Here is a 16,712-nt window from a genome sequence, read left to right as displayed (position 1 = left end):
CTTTAAAAATTAAAATATATCAATGGCATTTAAATCAGTTAAAAAGGCGGAAAAAGTTTATTCAGATATTGAATCTTTATTTCGTGATCTACCAACTAAAGGAATAGAATCGCTGTATTCTCATCAAGCGGATATAATAAGATATTATCAAGAAAGATCATACGAAAAGGCCAATGTAGCAATTGAATTGCCCACTGGAAGTGGAAAAACATTAGTGGGGTTATTAATTGCAGAATTTAGAAGAAGAGCATTAGGGGAGAAAGTACTTTATTTATGTCCAACCAGACAACTGGTAAATCAAGTTGTAGAAATTTCCAATAATAACTATGGGATCAATACTATTGCTTTTACGGGATCACATAGAAATTATGAAGATAGTGATAAGTTCAAGTATAAAAATGGAGAGGCTGTTGCTGTTTCGACATATTCATCATTATTTAATACAAACCCATGGTTCGAAGAACCAGACTTAATAATTCTGGATGATGCCCATACTTCTGAAAACTATATTGCCTCCAATTGGGCTCTTTCAATATCACGTTATGATGAAAAAGATACATATAGAGCAGTAATTGATATCTTGAAAGACTCAATTCCGTATTCTGTTTATAATCGAATGATAGAAGACTCTATTGATAATTTAGACAAAAAGATTATAGAAAAATATCCTGGGCAAAAACTATATGAAATTAAAGAGTTGTTATTCGATGTATTATCAGAATATTTAAATGATCATCGCGATTTAAAGTATAGCTGGTCTATGATTAAAAATCATTTAGAAGCTTGCCAACTCTATTACTCATGGAATGAAATATTGATTCGACCATTGGTGCCTCCATCTTTAAGTAATAATCAATTCCGTTATGCAAAGCAGCGCATTTTGATGTCTGCGACCCTGGGTCAAGGCGGAGATTTAGAAAGGATAACGGGAATTAAGGAGTTTTTTAAGATACCTATTCCGAAAGGCTGGGAAAAACAAGGTATAGGAAGAAGGTTTTTCATATTTCCTAATTTATCCCTTGATCAGGAAAAAACTGGCGAATTGTGTAGTAAGTTATTAGAGAGTACTAAAAGATCTGTTATTCTAGTATCGAGTGATGAAGAAATAGACGGCTTTCGTTCAGAGATAAAGAATAATCATCCAGAAATGGATTTTTTCACTGCAAAGGATATTGAGGTGTCAAAAAAGGATTTTGTGAATTCGGAAAACGCAGCAATGGTATTGGCTAATCGTTTTGATGGGATAGATTTTGCTGGCGATCAATGCCGACTACTTTTTTTAATGAGCATACCATATGCTTCTAATCTTCAAGAGAAATTTCTCCAATCTAGAATGAATGCGTCTGTTATATTTTATGACCGAAATAGAACGAGATTGATTCAAGCAATTGGGCGTTGTACTAGATCGCCAAAAGATTATTCCGCAATATGCGTTGTAGGAGATAGAGATCTTTCTGAATGGCTTCTTTTAAAAGATAAAAACAAGTTTTTACATCCTGAGCTACAGGCTGAATTGGAATTTGGAATTACCAATAGTAAAGAAGTTGAAGTAGAAGATTTTGTCCACAATTTCAAGGAATTTATAAATCAAACCTCCGATTGGCAGGCTGCAGATAATGAGATAATTGAGTTAAGGAATTCAAAAAATCAGGAGGTTTTTCCTGGCGCTGATGAATTGTCAGTAACAGCTAATTTAGAAGTAGAATTTCAGTATGCTCTGTGGAATAATAAATATGAAGAAGCTTTTGAAATAGTAACTGAAATCATTTCAAAATTAGCAGGTGGACCAGAATTAAAAGGTTATCGAGCTTTTTGGAATTATCAAGCCGGAGTAATCTCAAATATTCTCTATAAAGAATCAGGAAAAGAAATATTTCAGAGAAATTCCGATGAGTTTTTTGAAAAACTTGATAAAATTTGCCCATCAGCTACTTGGTGTCGAACACTTGGTGAATCCAAATCAGAATCAGGTTCTAATAATGCCAATCTAATTTGGAATATAGAGCGGCTCCAGAATTATTTAAGCGAAATTAGAGTTACTAATAGGAAAAAATATTTCAACTATTTAAAATCAATAGAAAACTATATTGAACAAAAAGACTTAGAGAACCTCAATTTACATATAGGCCGATTATTGGGATTTGAATCTGAAAATCCTACTGGTAATGCAACTCCTGACCCATTTTGGAGATCTGATAATAACTATATAATAGTTTTTGAGGATAAATTTTATGAATCAGAAAAAGGAGAAATAGGTGTGACTGATATTAGACAAGCTGCATCTCACCATATTTGGATTAAAAATAATTTGAAAACTATAAACCCGGATGTTGAGATTAAGACGGTTATTATAAGTAATAGAGTGGAGGTGAGTAAAGAAGGACTGGATATCGGTGGCGATTTACTACATTGGGACTATTCAGAATTTGCTAATTTCAGTCGTAATATTATTTCCTTGGCAAGGGATTACCACAAATTTTACGGAGGGGAGAATGATGCACAATGGAAAGAATATTTTATTGATGAATTTTCCAAGAAAAAAATATCTCCAAAAGAACTCCTTGGTGGATTGAAAACTTTAAAACAAAAAAATCAGTAGACATGGGGGACAACAAGTCTAGATTCCAGGTTACAGAATAAATTATAATTTTTTTTCATCTAGACTTAGATTAGGCTATTTTCAACACTTTATCTAAGTCTAGTCACTTTTAAGATTCCAAGATCGATATCGTGTTTTTTATCAGTTGGGAAACTAGTAAATCCCGGGCGGTGGATCGGAGTCCGCGTTTGATGATAAAAAGAACTTAAAATTGAAGTAAGTAAGAATTGTAATGGAAAATGATAGTATTCATTTTTCGAGTTATTAAAGGCAATATAATTTGCATTTTTATCAAAACTTTCCTCATCATTCGGTCTTCTTTTAAATAGGGAATAAGAGTCAAGAGCTATAATTTGTCCAATACATTGGTCAAAGGTGATATCTTTATGCGAGTTCTCTATTTTTTTATATATCGTCCGCATCCTTTTTTCAAAACTTGAATTAGGGCAAATCATATTTTTAAATGTGAAAATGGTAGTTGAAGGTCCTCTTACAACTTTTCCATTTCTATCATAATGCCTGCATAATGAAACAGCATTAATTAAGCTTTTAATTTCTTTTTCTAGCTCGCTTGTTCGTAATGCTTTCTTTATTGAAATAATTCCTATTACTCCCTCTGGTGGTACAACTACAAACTCTTCAAATCTTTCAAATATTGGATAATTTGCTTTATCATACACTATAATATCTATTTGTGCTGAATGTTTGTCGAATTCCTTCCTTCTTCTAGTCCTATCACCATCTCCTGTTTTGGTTGCAGGTCTGTGTATGAAACCAGTAAATGCCTCTAACTGTTGAGGCAAATGTTTGTTTAAAAAATCTCTTATCAGGTATTCAATATATCTACCTTCTTCTCCATGGTGGGCAGATCCAGAAGTTTTTTCATTTGGAATTAATTTCTCTATATTTTTATATATTGATAGTAATTGTTCTGCCTCAGAGTTAAAAAGTTCTCTAACCCTTTTGCCTTTAGTAGTCATAATTTATTTAATTCAGTTTCTAATACAAGCAAGAGATTATAAATAGATAAGTGATAAAAACTCCTGTGTTAATAACATTGAAAAAGGTTATGATAGAACTCAAGTTAATCAACTTAGCTATATAAATTATCTTATTATTTTCTAATGTATATTTTGAAAAGCTTTTTTCCCACTTTTTCACATCCTCCAAATTATTCCCTGTCTTCCTAATTTCCTTATTGGCTTCCCTTAAAATTTTTATTTTTTTTAGTTCCCCAAAAGCTATATTCATTTTAATTTCTCTCCTATGAATAAGAAACTTTACTATTCCATTAAATAGAATTCCGAAAAGGATAAAAATAAATGTCAATATAGAATAAAGGTAGTTGTCATTTAAGTTATCCATTGCTGAAAAAGTAACCGCTCCTAAACCTATACTTATTCCTAATAACCAGTTTAGGTAATTCTGAAGGGAATTTTCCAAACGCTCTGTGTAATTATATTCGTCGAATATATCTTCGAACTTTTTTTCTTCCATTTTACATGACTATTACTGAGTGATATGAGATGCAAATATCAATTAGTATAATATTAATACAAAGTGAGGGAAATCAATTCCATTCTTCCAAAGACCTATTAATAACACTTTCGTGAAAGTAAATAAATTAGTAAACCTAATGAGTACAATTACGGCAGAAATTACAACCTTCTATACTTTAAACTTTTTACTTCTTTCAATGCACTTTCTATATTTGATCGTTCTATACGGATTCTCCCACCTATTTTTTCTGCAGCTATTAATCCCTTTTTTATATAGTTACGAATAGTAGTTTCTGTTACTTTTAATTTCTCGGCAGCCTCTTTAATTGTATAAAAATCTGGTTTGGCTTTTTCTCGAATCTCCTTCTCAATATATTCATCTAGGGCTGTGGTAATGGATGATCGAATTATTGAATCAAGTTGATCCTTAGTAAGTACAATTAGTTCCATTAGGAGTGTTTTTCACCGGTAAATATAAAACCATCTTTTGGACCATATCATAAAAAGGCATAGTGCTATCTGGGTTAGGTCTCATATTCTTTATTGGTTTGTATCTCTCCTGTATTTGAGTAAGTAGATTTTGGATATCCTTCTTTGTTGCCGGTTGGTTTTCATTTTTGGTAAATACTGCTTGAATTCCATTGGCCAAACCGTTTCCTAAAGCTGAGTTAATCACGCCAGCAGCATTAACAGTTTCCTCATAACTGTTACCAGTATTATTTTCAGGATTAGGTAATTGAGGTGCGGGTATATTCTCAATTTTTTTCTTTAGTTTGTGAGAGTTTACTCTACAACTTGTTTTGCAGAACTTTTGTGTTCCCCTCTTCTTTGGTTTGTATTCTTCACCGCAATAATTGCAGATATATAGATGATTGTCCATGTTTTTCCGTTAGTATAACGTTACCCTTACGGATAACTTCAATGATTTTTAAGATTTAGTTGTGGTTTATTGCCTTAAGCTTTCGCCTTCCCATTTGATAATATTGAACATCTCTGGTAAACGATCTCCGATTCTTGCCCCGTATCTTCTAGAAATCTCCTTGGGACTGTGATTCGTCGTTACAAATGTTAGCGCATTATTTCGATATCTTTCAAATAATAGTTCTCCTATCAATTCATGATTATTAAACGCTTTTTTCTCAAAGCCTAGATCATCAATGTATAGACTCCCTCGTCTATATGCATCTAAATTAAATGTGCTTGAATTTTCTTTAAGTGAATTCATATATTGATCGACAAATGATCCTGTAGATATTTTTGGAAACCAAAAATCTGTGTTGTTTAAGTTGTAAAGATATTTTCCCATTCCATAGAAGATTTCAAACAACATACTTTTTCCCACTCCTAAATTACCATAGAGTAATATTCCTTTTTCCAGACTAGCGTCATTTTTTATCAATTTATGCCTATTAAAAGTCGGTAATTTTACAAAATAGGGAAGGAGTGTCAGTATTATCTTTTCATTAGCTTCGTTTAGGCTATATCCTTCAGGCTTCAAATGATTAAATAATTTCCAGATATAGTTTTTATAGTCTTCCATTTCTTTCCCATCAATTGCATAAATAGGTTTCCTTGTACGACATTTACCTATAATCTTTAATGAATTTCCTATTTGTAAACTATTCATAGCTTTCAAGTTTTGAGGTTAAAAAATCATCCGTTCGAACTTTGCTAATAGAAGGTTTACTAGAGGAATTAATCTCCGTGAGAATTTTAGAAGAATTCTTGCGGAGTCCTTTAGTATCTAAAATTATTTTGCACCAGAATTCGTTTTCAGGATTTTTTAAGTATTCGATGATCTTTTTAAGATGTTTCAGCGAAATACTGTCTATTTCAAGCATTAACTTTAAAGGATTAATCCACGAATGGTAAGTCACATTTTCAACTTTTTTTAGCGGAACATTTTTTTGATTTGCGTTCTTGAGAATTACTTGGTGAAGATTGATACCATATTTAAATAATTCTTTCTCTTCTTGAGGGACTTCTGAAATTTCAATTTCAGATATCTTTTTGTTGTTTATGGTTTTAAGAGTTTGTGGTTTATCTATGCCAACAGTGCTTCTACTCTGATTCATTACAGCTTTATCCAGTGCTTTGTTCTTTGCTTCTGCATTTTTGCATAGGGCTATCACATTAGATGAATGTTGATTTTTACTTTTCAGTATCAATTCAATAAACCCCCAGTCTACTAGGTCATCAAATGTTTTTTTGTACGTATTATAGTTTCCTATACCGGTGGCTTCCATAGTGGTTGCGGTTGGTAGCCCAAATTTCCTTTTCCAGCCTAACCTGTTGCATAGGTCTGCACTATAAAGATATAAAGCTGTATGCCTGGGCTTAACCTTGTCAGGGTTATCAAAACTAAAATCAAACCATTTTCTCGTGATCTCGTAACCTGTCATGATTAATGGTTTAATGGTTCGAGTTCAACTAAGGCTTGTTCAATCTCGCTTCTTTTGAAGTAAATACGCTTTCCCAGTCCATACCGGGTTAATTTACCTTTCTTTGTCCAGTGATGTAATGTAGATAGATCAATTTTGAAGAAATTGGCGACTTCCTGACGGGTCATCAATTCATCTTTCGATAATGGATAATTTGTATTTCGAAGTTGTGAAACTTCATCTTTTAACTCATTTATAGAGTCTACTAGAAACTTAATTTCTTTTGTCATTTTAATTGTTTTTTCGGTTAATAACAATGCAAAACAACTACATGACATGGTATACTATTGGTATACCGAACAGAGGTATACCTTAACTTTAACTTTTACGCCAGATTTCTAATTGGTAGCTAATGGAATCATAGATATTTTTATCATCTAATCTTTTTTTACTACTCTGACGAGCACCCCTAAGATTGAATGATTCTAAACCAAATACTTTTTGAAGATTTTCAAAGGTCTCTTCCTCGTTTCCTTTTATGGTTATAAGTCCAGTTTCAATTAGTCCTTTTAATATCTCATAAAAATTAACTTGGTTGCCGTTCCATTTTACTGAAGGAATTTTTCCAATGTTTTGAGTGGCCTTTTGTGGAGGTTCAACATTTCTTTTCGACATACTTTCGATTGCGACTTCAATACTAGTCAACCCTATAAAGTAAGTAGGTAAGAATTCATTAATAAAACTTTCTAATTCCTCCTGCATTAATTCATAATGTTCAATCTCAGATAAACTTTCATCTTTAGGTTCTAACATATATGATACAAAAGGCATCTTCTTTCCATATTTCTCCCAGTTTAGCCTGATTGTTATGAACTTGGGATCTTGAGAAAGGTCGTCTACTTTTTTAACAGCCTTTTCCATCTTAAATCTTAATAATTCTGCCTTCAATAATTCTAAACTGCCAGGGTCCTTACCGTACTTATCTTCTAAATATTGACTAACTTCAGTGAGAGCAAGTTTACCTTTAAATCCTTTTCTAATTAGGTCTTGGTCAGATTTAATCTTCATTATTTATTTCTGTTCTTTATATAGATTAGCCATCATTTCAGCATAATCAAATGAGTTTTTGCCAATATAATTTAAAAACATTCTTTCAGTGGAATGAGCGGTTATTTTCATTAACAAGGGGGTAGGGATTACTCCGTAGTTGTTAGTCGCGAAGGTTCTTCTGCAAATATGAGAGGTAATGAGTTTCCATTTTTGATATTGGCCTTCAACTTTTCGTTTTTCTGTATTGCTTGTTTTTTTACCCTCCTCTTTTGGAATTAGACTACCTTCTATATATTGATTTATTTGAGCTTCTTTGCAAACAAGCTTAATATATTTATTAAAATTCTGAGAACTGATTTTCGTAGGTAGTCCGCCTGCAATTATTTCTCTTGTTTTAGGGAGAATGGGTATGGTGGCCAATGATCCTGTTTTCTTCTGTTTCAATTCTATAACTTCAAGTCCGTTTCTAGTAACGAAGTTTTCTTCAGTTATCTCAAGAAGATCACTTACTCTTTGTCCTATATGACATCCCAATAATAGCCACTTTTTTGCATTGAGTAAATAGGCTTGCTCAAATTCTGTTTCTTCAATTTTCTTGAGTTCCTCAGGAGTCAAATAGAGAATGTATTTGTTTTTTGATTTGCCACCTTTAACTTTAGGTAACTGTGTGCTGACCTCCAATCCATTTACCTGTGCTTCTCTACAAACTGTTTTAAGATCATCAATTTTCTTTAGTGCGTAGCTCTCAGCATACTTTTTTCTATTAAGCATCCATGATAGAAATTTTCTGCCGAATTGAATATCTACATCTTTTACTTTAAGTCTTTTTTTACCTTGATACTCTTTAATTATTCTGAGAAGATTTTTATAACTATTAACTCGGCTTGTAGAAAGCCCTAAAGTTCCTTTGCTATTAGGCCTTACGGCGGCTGTATCTATTAAATGCTGTATGTTTTCGACAATACTGTCATTTACAGTTTTATTTCCTTCATCAGACTTAAATGAATGGTCTTTATTATGCTTTTTGATAACGGTTTCCAACCATTCAGAATCAATGTTTGAAATATCTGTGTCATTAAAAGATGTTTCAATTTCTTTTTCCAGTTTTTTCAAACTTATAGCTAGCTTTTTTAAGTTTTCATCACGCGGATGTGGGGCTTTTTTTGTCCCGCTCCAATCTTTTGGAGAAATTAATTTGTGGGTGCTTTTTGTAATGTCGAATTTTCGGCCATGTTTAAATCGAACATAAACTGCTGTAGGATCTTTTTTATATTTTAAAAAAAAATTGATTGTTGCCATTATGATGTTTTGTAGGAACAAACATATTAAATATCCCCACATAATCCCCACAATTTGAAAATTTAGTTGAGTTGAATAAAATTGTATTAGATTGAATTGGGATAGAAATGTTCTGAAGTCCCTTTTAATTAAGGGTTGTATAAGGATTTATACAATTTAATTCAATCTATTTCAATGGAGAGGATTCGAATCCCGCTCCGAGTACCAAAGACCCTCTTAATCTTTTGATTTTGAGGGTTTTTTGTTTTTATAACTCTGCAAACTAATCCAAATTCTTACCCATTGAATTAGTTTAATTGCCATAAGATCAGCCATTCAATAAACGTTAAATTCTAAATATACCTCATTTGGGGTATTGTGATATTTAGTTGATATAACTAACTTTAAATCAGTGTTTTAAAAACAATTTTTCTTCCCCAGATCTTTTCCTGATCGTTACTTATTCTAGTGAATTTTAATATGCGGTAAGCGCAAATGTTTCAGTCATTTATTCACTAATTATTTAATTATGAAGATTATCACCACTTTCGTAATGGTCATTCTTGCCACCAATTTAAGTCTGGCCCAGGAAGTAAACTTAGAATCAGATTCTGAGCAGCTTCAGTCTTTAAAAAAATCCAATTGGGAATCAAGAAAGAATATTCCCAAGTTTTCATTTACCAGTCTTGTATTTAGGAATATTCAGCTTCAGTATGAACGGGTGTTAAACAGAAAATTTTCCGCAGGACTTGCGTATTCCATGATCCCGGAAGGGGATTTTCCTTTCAGAGAAACCATTATTAACTCTGCAAGTAGTGAGGATGATATTAGCCGGTATATTGGAAATGCTTCCCTCAAATATTCCAGCTTTACCCCTGAAGTTCGATTTTATGTAGGAAAGGGTTATGGTAAAGGTTTTTACCTCGCACCATTTTACAGGCACACCAGTTATACACTGGATAATATAAATTTTTACTACGATACAGATGAGGGTTTTGAAGAAAACCTGGCAACAAAAGGTGACTTATCCAGTAATACTTTTGGATTGCAAATTGGGAGTCAGTTTAATTTAGGATCACGGCTTATTCTGGATTGGTTTATAATAGGCCCCCATTATGGATCGGGGAATGGGGATCTTGCAGGAACTACTGCCGGAACTTTATCTGAAACTGAACAACAATCCTTAAGAAATACCTTAAACGAAATTGATTTTCCATTAGGTGAATTCTCCAATGAAGTTAATTCCAAAGGAGCTGTTGTAAAAATTGAAGGACCCTGGGCCGGGATCAGGGCGGGACTAGCACTGGGTTATCGCTTTTAGTAAGATATAACCAATAATTTCTAACCAGCCATTTCTATTTCAATTCTGGAAACCCTTTTAATCTCCCGATTATCAGGGTTTTCTAATTTGGACTTTTTTAATCATCTATGCATGCCATTCTTTTTGTGATAATTCAGCTTTGTGTATCTTGGAAAGCAAAATTATTTTCATGATCAAAAAAATCCTTGTATTGGGAACCCTTGCAGTTTTTAGTGTTGGCTGTAAGACCTCTCAACTCCCCGAACCGGCACCAAAACCGGAAAAAAAGAAATCGTCCTTAAAAGATTATTCCAGTATAATTACTTCTGAAGCTAAAAGTGATGATGGACTCTTTACCACTCATTTTGTAGATGATAAATTATATTTCGAAATCCCGGTGGAGCATTTTGAAAAAGACATGCTTCTGGTAAGCCGAATTGCAGGAATTCCATCAGGATTTGGCGGAGGCTATGTAAATGCCGGTTCCAAGGTTAACGAGCAGGTGGTTCGCTGGGTGAAAAGGGATGGAAATGTGGATATGAAGGTGATTAGTTTTGAAAATCAAAGTGATGAGAATTCACCAATCTATAAGTCTGTGCAGGCTAATAATTTCTTCCCAATTCTGTACAGTACTAAAATCGAGGCCTGGAGTAAAGATTCCAGTAGTGTGGTTATAGAAGCGGGGCCATTGTTCGAGACCGAAGTAAACGCCATAAACGGGATTTCTTCCAGACTTAGAAAGCAATATAAAGTAAAGAAACTGGATAAAAGCAGGTCATATATCGAGTCGGCAAGATCTTTCCCAAAGAACATCGAGATCAAACATGTAATGACCTATGAAGCAGAAACTCCGCCGGAACGCGATCAGGCGGGGACTATATCCATGCTTCTCAATCAATCCATGATCCTTTTACCTGAAAATAGAATGCAACCAAGGCTGGCAGATGTTCGGGTAGGTTGGTTTACTATAGAAAAATATAATTATGATTCCGAGGAATTAAAAGCCGATAATTATAAGATCATCAGGCGATGGAAATTGATCCCGAAAGATATTGAAGCATATAAACGGGGAGAACTGGTAGAACCGGTTGAACCTATTGTTTATTATCTGGATCCGGCTACTCCTGAAAAATGGAGACCTTACTTTCGAAAAGGAATAGAGGACTGGAATGTTGCTTTCGAAAAAGCCGGATTTAAGAATGCCATTATAGCCAAAGATCCACCTACCAAAGAAGAGGACCCGGAATTTAGTCCGGAAGATGTTCGTTATTCTGTAGTTCGTTATGTGGCGAGTACTACCAGAAATGCCATGGGACCATCTGTTACCGATCCTCGTACCGGAGAGATCATTGAGAGTGATATCATCTGGTACCACAATCATTTGCGTTCCTATAGAAACAGATTTATGATCGAAGCCGGCGCTCAGAATCCCAATGCCCGTACATTAAATACTCCGGAAGCTGAAATTGGGGAAATGATGCGAATGGTGATAGCTCATGAAGTGGGTCATGCTTTAGGGCTGCCTCATAATATGAAAGCGAGTTCGGCTTATCCTACAGATTCTTTAAGGAGTGCAGATTTTACCCAAAAATATGGACTTACTCCGTCCATTATGGATTATGCGCGGGTTAACTATGTGGCGCAGCCGGAAGATAAAGGGGTTAGATACATTAGAATGATGGGACCGTATGACCTTTATGCCATTAACTGGGGTTATCGTTACTTACCTGAAGCTAATTCGCCACTGGAAGAAAAAAGTACTCTTGATAAATGGATCCTGGAAAAAGCTGGAGATCCTGTTTATGAATTTGGTGATGGATATTCTGGAGCAGATCCCCAGTCACAAAGGGAAAGTTTAGGTGACGATCAGGTAAAAGCCAGTGAGTATGGAATAAAGAACCTCAAAAAAGTTGTCCCGCAACTTGTAGAATGGACTTCCAGAGATGGATATGGTTATGAAGAACTGGATGAAGTCTACAGGGAACTTCAGTATATGTGGAGGGGTTATATTTCTCATGTGATCACCAATGTTGGCGGGATTTACGAAACCCGTAAAACTGCCGATCAGGGTGGAAGTGTTTATGAACCTGTTCCTAAAAATATCCAAAAGCAGGCCGTGAGTTTTTTGAATAAGGAAGCTTTTACCACTCCGCAATGGATGCTGGATGAAAATCTACTTGGGAAAATAGAATCTACTAAAGTTGTAGACAGGATTCAATCATTACAAACCAGAGCTTTGGAAAACCTTTTGAACAAAGACAGATTAAAGAGGATGGTGAATAATGAAGAAAGCAATACAAAAGAATCCTATGCGGTGGTAGAAATGATGAGAGATCTGAGAAAGGGGATTTTCAAGGAGCTTTATACCTCTAAGCAAACCGATGCATTTAGAAGAAATTTACAAAGATCTTACGTAGATATTGCTGCTTCTTATCTTGAAGAGCTTGAAAACGGCAAGGACAGAGAAATTTTAAAATCTGATATCATGCCATTGATGCGTGGAGAACTTAGCCATTTAAAGAAGGATTTAAATGGGCGAAAATATAATATACGACATGCCCTGACCAGATATCATTGGGAAGATCTTGTTGCAAGGATTGATGCTGTGTTATTAATGAATCCTTCATAATTCATTCCGAAAATATCAGGATAAAAAAAGCGATCATTTTAGGATGATCGCTTTTTATTTTGGCCTATCTGAAAAATATTATTGAGTTCCAGTTCTTATTTGAGCATACGCCATATCATATTTTGCCATTAGATCCTTCTGAAGGAATTCGCCGGGTGTAAAATCGATAAGGCGGGCATTCACAATAAAACTCTTGGATTTTTGTCTTGGAACCTCCATGGTTACATCATAATACATTCGCTCAGTTAGGTTACCATCTACTCTATACCAGTCACCGTATCTGCCCGTTGATAAAATTGTTCCCTCGGGATTAGATTCTACCACTACAACTCTTTCGGTAATGCGCCGGGTGGCAGTTTCATCGGTTAATTGGGAATTCTCTTCGGTAATTTGTCCAGTCCCGGAGCAGGCGGTTAATAATAGTCCGAGGACTGCGAGAAGTAAAAAGTTTTTCATAATTAAGTTAATTTAGATTCAACTTAATATTCACAAAGACTATTCCAAGTGTTAAAGTTTTTAAATATTTTTTACGGTTAGGTGTGCTAAATATTTAATTTTCAATTTGTTGTGTTATAATAATATTTTTTAAATGTCTGATTTACAATTTATAACAGCGAAAATTAATATATGTTTTGAATAACAGTCTGATTATTAGACAGTCGCAGGGGTAAAATGTTGATAAAAACCCACTTAATTAACTTTGAAAACAGAATTATATGTTGTTAATTAGTGTTATGTAAAAGTTAATAAAATGTTAATATGGATTTGAGATTGAGAACTGAAGGAAGATTTGAGGAAGGGATGAGGGTGGCTGATCTAAGACAGAATACCTCCATTAATTTTATTAATACCCTGCGTCAACACAATTTAATACAAATTGATCAAAAAGGCGAAATCCGCCTCACTGAAAAAGGTCGTATTGCGACCAAAATGGGTGTAGATAACTACCTGAGACTGGAAAAGGTCGAGAAAGAATTTCTGGATGAAGAGATCCTGAGTATGAAAATCGAACAGCGCGGTTTATTACTCATATTCGGTGGAATGATCATCTCCCTTTTACTTATTATATGTTTCTGGGCTTTCCAGTTGGAAACTATTTAAGTTTCTCAAACATAAATTTCCTTTAGTAAAAACCGTAATAATTTACTGAAAAGTAATATTAACTACATTTTCCTGCCCATAAATTGCGGCATGAAATTTTACTATTCAAATAAACACCCGAATCAAAAAGGTGTGGTCACTATTCACGCAGACAATTGCCGGAATCTTCCACATATTGTAGGCCGTGTTTATCTGGGTATTTTCTCTAATGGCATGCTTGCTGTCGAATCTGCCAAAGAAAATTTTCAAATCACAAACCCGGATGTTTGCAAGTGTTGCGAATAGAACTTCTATTTATTTGCTTGTTAACTCCGTAAGTTCAATCTCCATGTAGGGATTTCAAAATAATTATGATTAATTTCAATTTCATGGAAGAGATTGAAAAGATCTTGCGATTATATAACATTAGACCTACCGCAAACAGGTTGTTGATATATCGCTTTCTAAAGGCAAAAGAAGCGGCCTTGAGCCTGAACGAAATCGAAACCGGGCTGGATAAAGCCGATCGTACCACTCTCTATCGTACCATTAAAACTTTTGAAAAGGAAGGTATCGTACACCAGGTAGACGATGGTAGCGGGATTGCCAAGTATGCTCTGGACGATTCCCAAATTAAACAGGGAAATACTCAAAATCTTCATCTTCATTTTCATTGCAATAACTGTGATTCCCACCGTTTGCCTTACAGATCATAAAATCCCAAATATCCATCTTCCGGAAGGCTATATTACCGAAGAAATTAATCTTTTGTTAAAAGGGGTTTGTGACAAATGCAATTCACGATAATGCAATCCTATTGCATTATATTCAGATTATCTTAGAGCTGATTTTAGAATCAATCTTAAAAAACCTGAATAATGTCCGGACATAACCATGGTTGTTGTAAACCACATAATAATGGAATCTTTGGAGAGAGAACAGAACTTATTTTCGCCATCTTAAGCGGAATATTTCTTTTAATAGGATTTCTTAACTATGAGTTTTCCGCATTAAGCTTTATATATGCGCTTATCCCTTTCCTTTTCTCTTATTTTTTTGGAGGATACTATACTTTAAAGGAAGCTGTTGAAGAAATTTCCAAGGGAAGGTTTGAGATCGATTTCCTCATGCTGGTGGCGGCTGTGGGTGCTGCCGTGTTGGATAAGTGGGCAGAAGGGGCTTTGCTGTTATTCCTTTTTAGTCTGGGGCATTCCCTGGAGCATATGGCTATGACAAAAGCCCGGAAGTCTATAGAAGCCCTTACCAATCTATCCCCAAAAGTAGCTTTAAAGAAAAAAGGAGAAGAATTTGTAGAAGTTCCCATTGAAGATCTGGAAGTGGGAGATCTTATTCGTATCCGGCCCAATACCACGATAAGTGCAGATGGTGTTTTAATAAGTGGTAGAACAAGTATTAATCAGGCGCCAATTACTGGAGAAAGTATCCCTGTGGATAAAATACCCGTGGAAAATCCTGATATAAGTTACCAGCCTGAAGATCAAATTCCTGAAAAAAGCAGAGTGTTTGCGGGAACCATCAATGGGGATAATGCCATTATAATTAAGGTAATTAAGAAAGCTCAGGATTCGACCCTCTCCAGGCTTATCACCATGGTACAGGAAGCACAGGATAAAAAATCACCTACCCAGCTGTTAACAGATAAATTCGAGAAATACTATGTGCCGGCAGTTCTGATTTTGATCGTGCTTTTAAATTTTGCATTTCTGGTAGTAGATGAAGCCTGGGCCGATAGTTTTTACAGATCGATGGCGGCCCTTGTTGCAGCCAGCCCCTGTGCTCTTGCGATTTCAACTCCTTCTGCCGTGCTTAGCGGAATTGCGCGGGCAGCAAAAGGTGGAGTGCTTATTAAAGGAGGAAAACCCCTGGAAGATCTGGGAACATTGACTGCTTTGGCTTTCGATAAAACAGGAACTCTTACTGAAGGGAAACCAAAGCTTACAGATGTGGTACTGCTGAATGGCTTATCTAAGGATCAGTTTTTAAGACAGGTGATCGCTCTGGAAAGTTCCAGTAACCATCCCCTGGCGAAAGCAGTGGTGCGGGACGGGAGATCAAGAATGGAACATCTTAACGGCCTGCCTAAAGTAAGTTCTTCAGAAGCTATACAGGGGAAAGGAATAAAAGGAGTCGTTGAAAATACTAATGTGGAAATTGGGAATCTGGAATTATACGAAGATTTGGGCGGTGTGCCGGCTCCGGTTTCAGAACAGGTGAAGAATCTGGAAAAACAGGGGAAAACGGTAATGCTGGTTAGAACTAATAATGAATTCAGCGGGATCATTGGCCTTATGGATACGCCCAGAAAAGCTGCAAAAGAGACCCTGGCCAGACTTAAGAAAGTAGGGATCAGGAAAATGATCATGCTTACGGGAGATAATCAGGAAGTAGCGAATGCCGTAGCCGCCGAGATTGGATTAACCGATGCCTATGGCGGGTTGTTACCCGAAGAAAAAGTAGAACGAATTCAACAGCTGGAGAGGGAAGAATCCAAGATTGCCATGATTGGGGATGGAGTAAATGATGCCCCTGCCATGGCGAACAGTACGGTAGGTATCGCCATGGGAGCAGCCGGGAGTGATGTTGCTCTGGAAACAGCAGATATTGCCCTTATGGCCGATAAGCTTGAAATTTTACCCTTTGCCATTGGCTTAAGTAGAAAGGCACAGCGAATAATCAAACAAAACCTGTGGATTAGCCTTGGAGTGGTTGCTTTGCTCCTCCCGGCCACCATCTTTGGGTGGGCCAACATTGGAGTAGCCGTGGTTTTTCATGAGGGATCTACCGTGGTTGTGGTCCTGAATGCCCTGAGATTACTGGCTTATAACGGAAAATCTTAATTCGGTTAAAATTTTTCAGTCTTTATTAGTTAAATAGG

General features: G+C 35.4%; 15 protein-coding genes and 1 pseudogene. 6 read left to right on the top strand and 10 right to left on the bottom strand.

Features of this window, described 5'->3' with window-relative positions:
• Positions 1-22 precede the first annotated feature (22 nt).
• On the top strand, positions 23-2,599 hold the full coding sequence (locus tag ACNKXV_RS09780) for a DEAD/DEAH box helicase (protein WP_417907544.1): 2,577 nt from the start codon (positions 23-25) through the stop codon (positions 2,597-2,599).
• Between the two features lie 89 nt (positions 2,600-2,688).
• Here ACNKXV_RS09780 and ACNKXV_RS09775 read toward each other — a convergent pair whose 3' ends face one another.
• From ACNKXV_RS09775 to ACNKXV_RS09735, 9 genes are all read right to left on the bottom strand, one after another.
• Positions 2,689-3,579: a DUF6602 domain-containing protein gene (locus tag ACNKXV_RS09775; protein ID WP_417907543.1), complete on the bottom strand. Its 891-nt coding sequence runs from the start codon at positions 3,577-3,579 to the stop codon at positions 2,689-2,691.
• Between the two features lie 19 nt (positions 3,580-3,598).
• Entirely contained in the window at positions 3,599-4,096 is a 498-nt protein-coding gene (locus ACNKXV_RS09770; RefSeq protein ID WP_417907542.1) for a hypothetical protein, read from the bottom strand.
• 161 nt (positions 4,097-4,257) lie between these two features.
• Complete coding sequence (locus ACNKXV_RS09765; protein WP_417907541.1) at positions 4,258-4,548, bottom strand: helix-turn-helix domain-containing protein; 291 nt, start codon at positions 4,546-4,548, stop codon at positions 4,258-4,260.
• Positions 4,526-4,978, bottom strand: a complete 453-nt coding sequence (locus ACNKXV_RS09760) for a SprT family zinc-dependent metalloprotease (protein ID WP_417907540.1) — start codon at positions 4,976-4,978, stop codon at positions 4,526-4,528. The genes ACNKXV_RS09765 and ACNKXV_RS09760 overlap by 23 nt, the downstream gene beginning before the upstream one ends.
• Before the next feature lie 66 nt (positions 4,979-5,044).
• A complete protein-coding gene (locus tag ACNKXV_RS09755) occupies positions 5,045-5,725 on the bottom strand; it encodes a P-loop NTPase family protein (protein WP_417907539.1) in 681 nt (226 codons plus the stop codon).
• Positions 5,718-6,500 carry a hypothetical protein gene (locus ACNKXV_RS09750; RefSeq protein ID WP_417907538.1) on the bottom strand — a complete coding sequence of 261 codons (783 nt, stop codon included), beginning with the start codon at positions 6,498-6,500 and terminating at the stop codon, positions 5,718-5,720. Before ACNKXV_RS09750 ends, ACNKXV_RS09755 begins: the two co-directional genes overlap by 8 nt.
• Before the next feature lie 2 nt (positions 6,501-6,502).
• Positions 6,503-6,769: a helix-turn-helix domain-containing protein gene (locus ACNKXV_RS09745; protein ID WP_417907537.1), complete on the bottom strand. Its 267-nt coding sequence runs from the start codon at positions 6,767-6,769 to the stop codon at positions 6,503-6,505.
• Between the two features lie 88 nt (positions 6,770-6,857).
• Positions 6,858-7,547 carry a hypothetical protein gene (locus tag ACNKXV_RS09740; RefSeq protein ID WP_417907536.1) on the bottom strand — a complete coding sequence of 230 codons (690 nt, stop codon included), beginning with the start codon at positions 7,545-7,547 and terminating at the stop codon, positions 6,858-6,860.
• A gap of 3 nt (positions 7,548-7,550) precedes the next feature.
• Positions 7,551-8,828 (bottom strand): phage integrase SAM-like domain-containing protein, encoded by a 1,278-nt coding sequence (locus tag ACNKXV_RS09735; RefSeq protein ID WP_417907535.1) that lies wholly within the window; start codon positions 8,826-8,828, stop codon positions 7,551-7,553.
• 508 nt (positions 8,829-9,336) lie between these two features.
• Here ACNKXV_RS09735 and ACNKXV_RS09730 point away from each other — a divergent pair.
• Together ACNKXV_RS09730 and ACNKXV_RS09725 are read left to right on the top strand one after the other, a co-directional pair.
• On the top strand, positions 9,337-10,128 hold the full coding sequence (locus tag ACNKXV_RS09730) for a DUF3575 domain-containing protein (RefSeq protein WP_417907534.1): 792 nt from the start codon (positions 9,337-9,339) through the stop codon (positions 10,126-10,128).
• 169 nt (positions 10,129-10,297) lie between these two features.
• On the top strand, positions 10,298-12,736 hold the full coding sequence (locus ACNKXV_RS09725; RefSeq protein ID WP_417907533.1) for a zinc-dependent metalloprotease: 2,439 nt from the start codon (positions 10,298-10,300) through the stop codon (positions 12,734-12,736).
• Positions 12,737-12,814: 78 nt separating this feature from the next.
• Here the strand turns inward: ACNKXV_RS09725 and ACNKXV_RS09720 are convergent, their stop codons facing one another.
• Positions 12,815-13,192 carry a hypothetical protein gene (locus ACNKXV_RS09720; RefSeq protein WP_417907532.1) on the bottom strand — a complete coding sequence of 126 codons (378 nt, stop codon included), beginning with the start codon at positions 13,190-13,192 and terminating at the stop codon, positions 12,815-12,817.
• Positions 13,193-13,495: 303 nt separating this feature from the next.
• Between ACNKXV_RS09720 and ACNKXV_RS09715 the strand changes: the two genes are divergently transcribed.
• The 3 genes and pseudogenes from ACNKXV_RS09715 (at position 13,496) to ACNKXV_RS09705 (ending at position 16,674) form a co-directional block, all read left to right on the top strand.
• Positions 13,496-13,837 carry a hypothetical protein gene (locus ACNKXV_RS09715; RefSeq protein WP_417907531.1) on the top strand — a complete coding sequence of 114 codons (342 nt, stop codon included), beginning with the start codon at positions 13,496-13,498 and terminating at the stop codon, positions 13,835-13,837.
• Positions 13,838-14,205: 368 nt separating this feature from the next.
• Positions 14,206-14,623 (top strand): annotated as a pseudogene (locus ACNKXV_RS09710) (Fur family transcriptional regulator).
• 71 nt (positions 14,624-14,694) lie between these two features.
• Positions 14,695-16,674 (top strand): heavy metal translocating P-type ATPase, encoded by a 1,980-nt coding sequence (locus ACNKXV_RS09705; protein WP_417907530.1) that lies wholly within the window; start codon positions 14,695-14,697, stop codon positions 16,672-16,674.
• The last annotated feature ends 38 nt before the right edge of the window (positions 16,675-16,712 follow it).

The sequence above is a fragment of the Christiangramia aquimixticola genome (genome assembly GCF_048285835.1).
GTDB classification, from domain to species: domain Bacteria; phylum Bacteroidota; class Bacteroidia; order Flavobacteriales; family Flavobacteriaceae; genus Christiangramia; species Christiangramia aquimixticola.
Note: the sequence above shows the minus strand (reverse complement) of the source record. Positions and strands in the feature narration are given on the sequence as shown.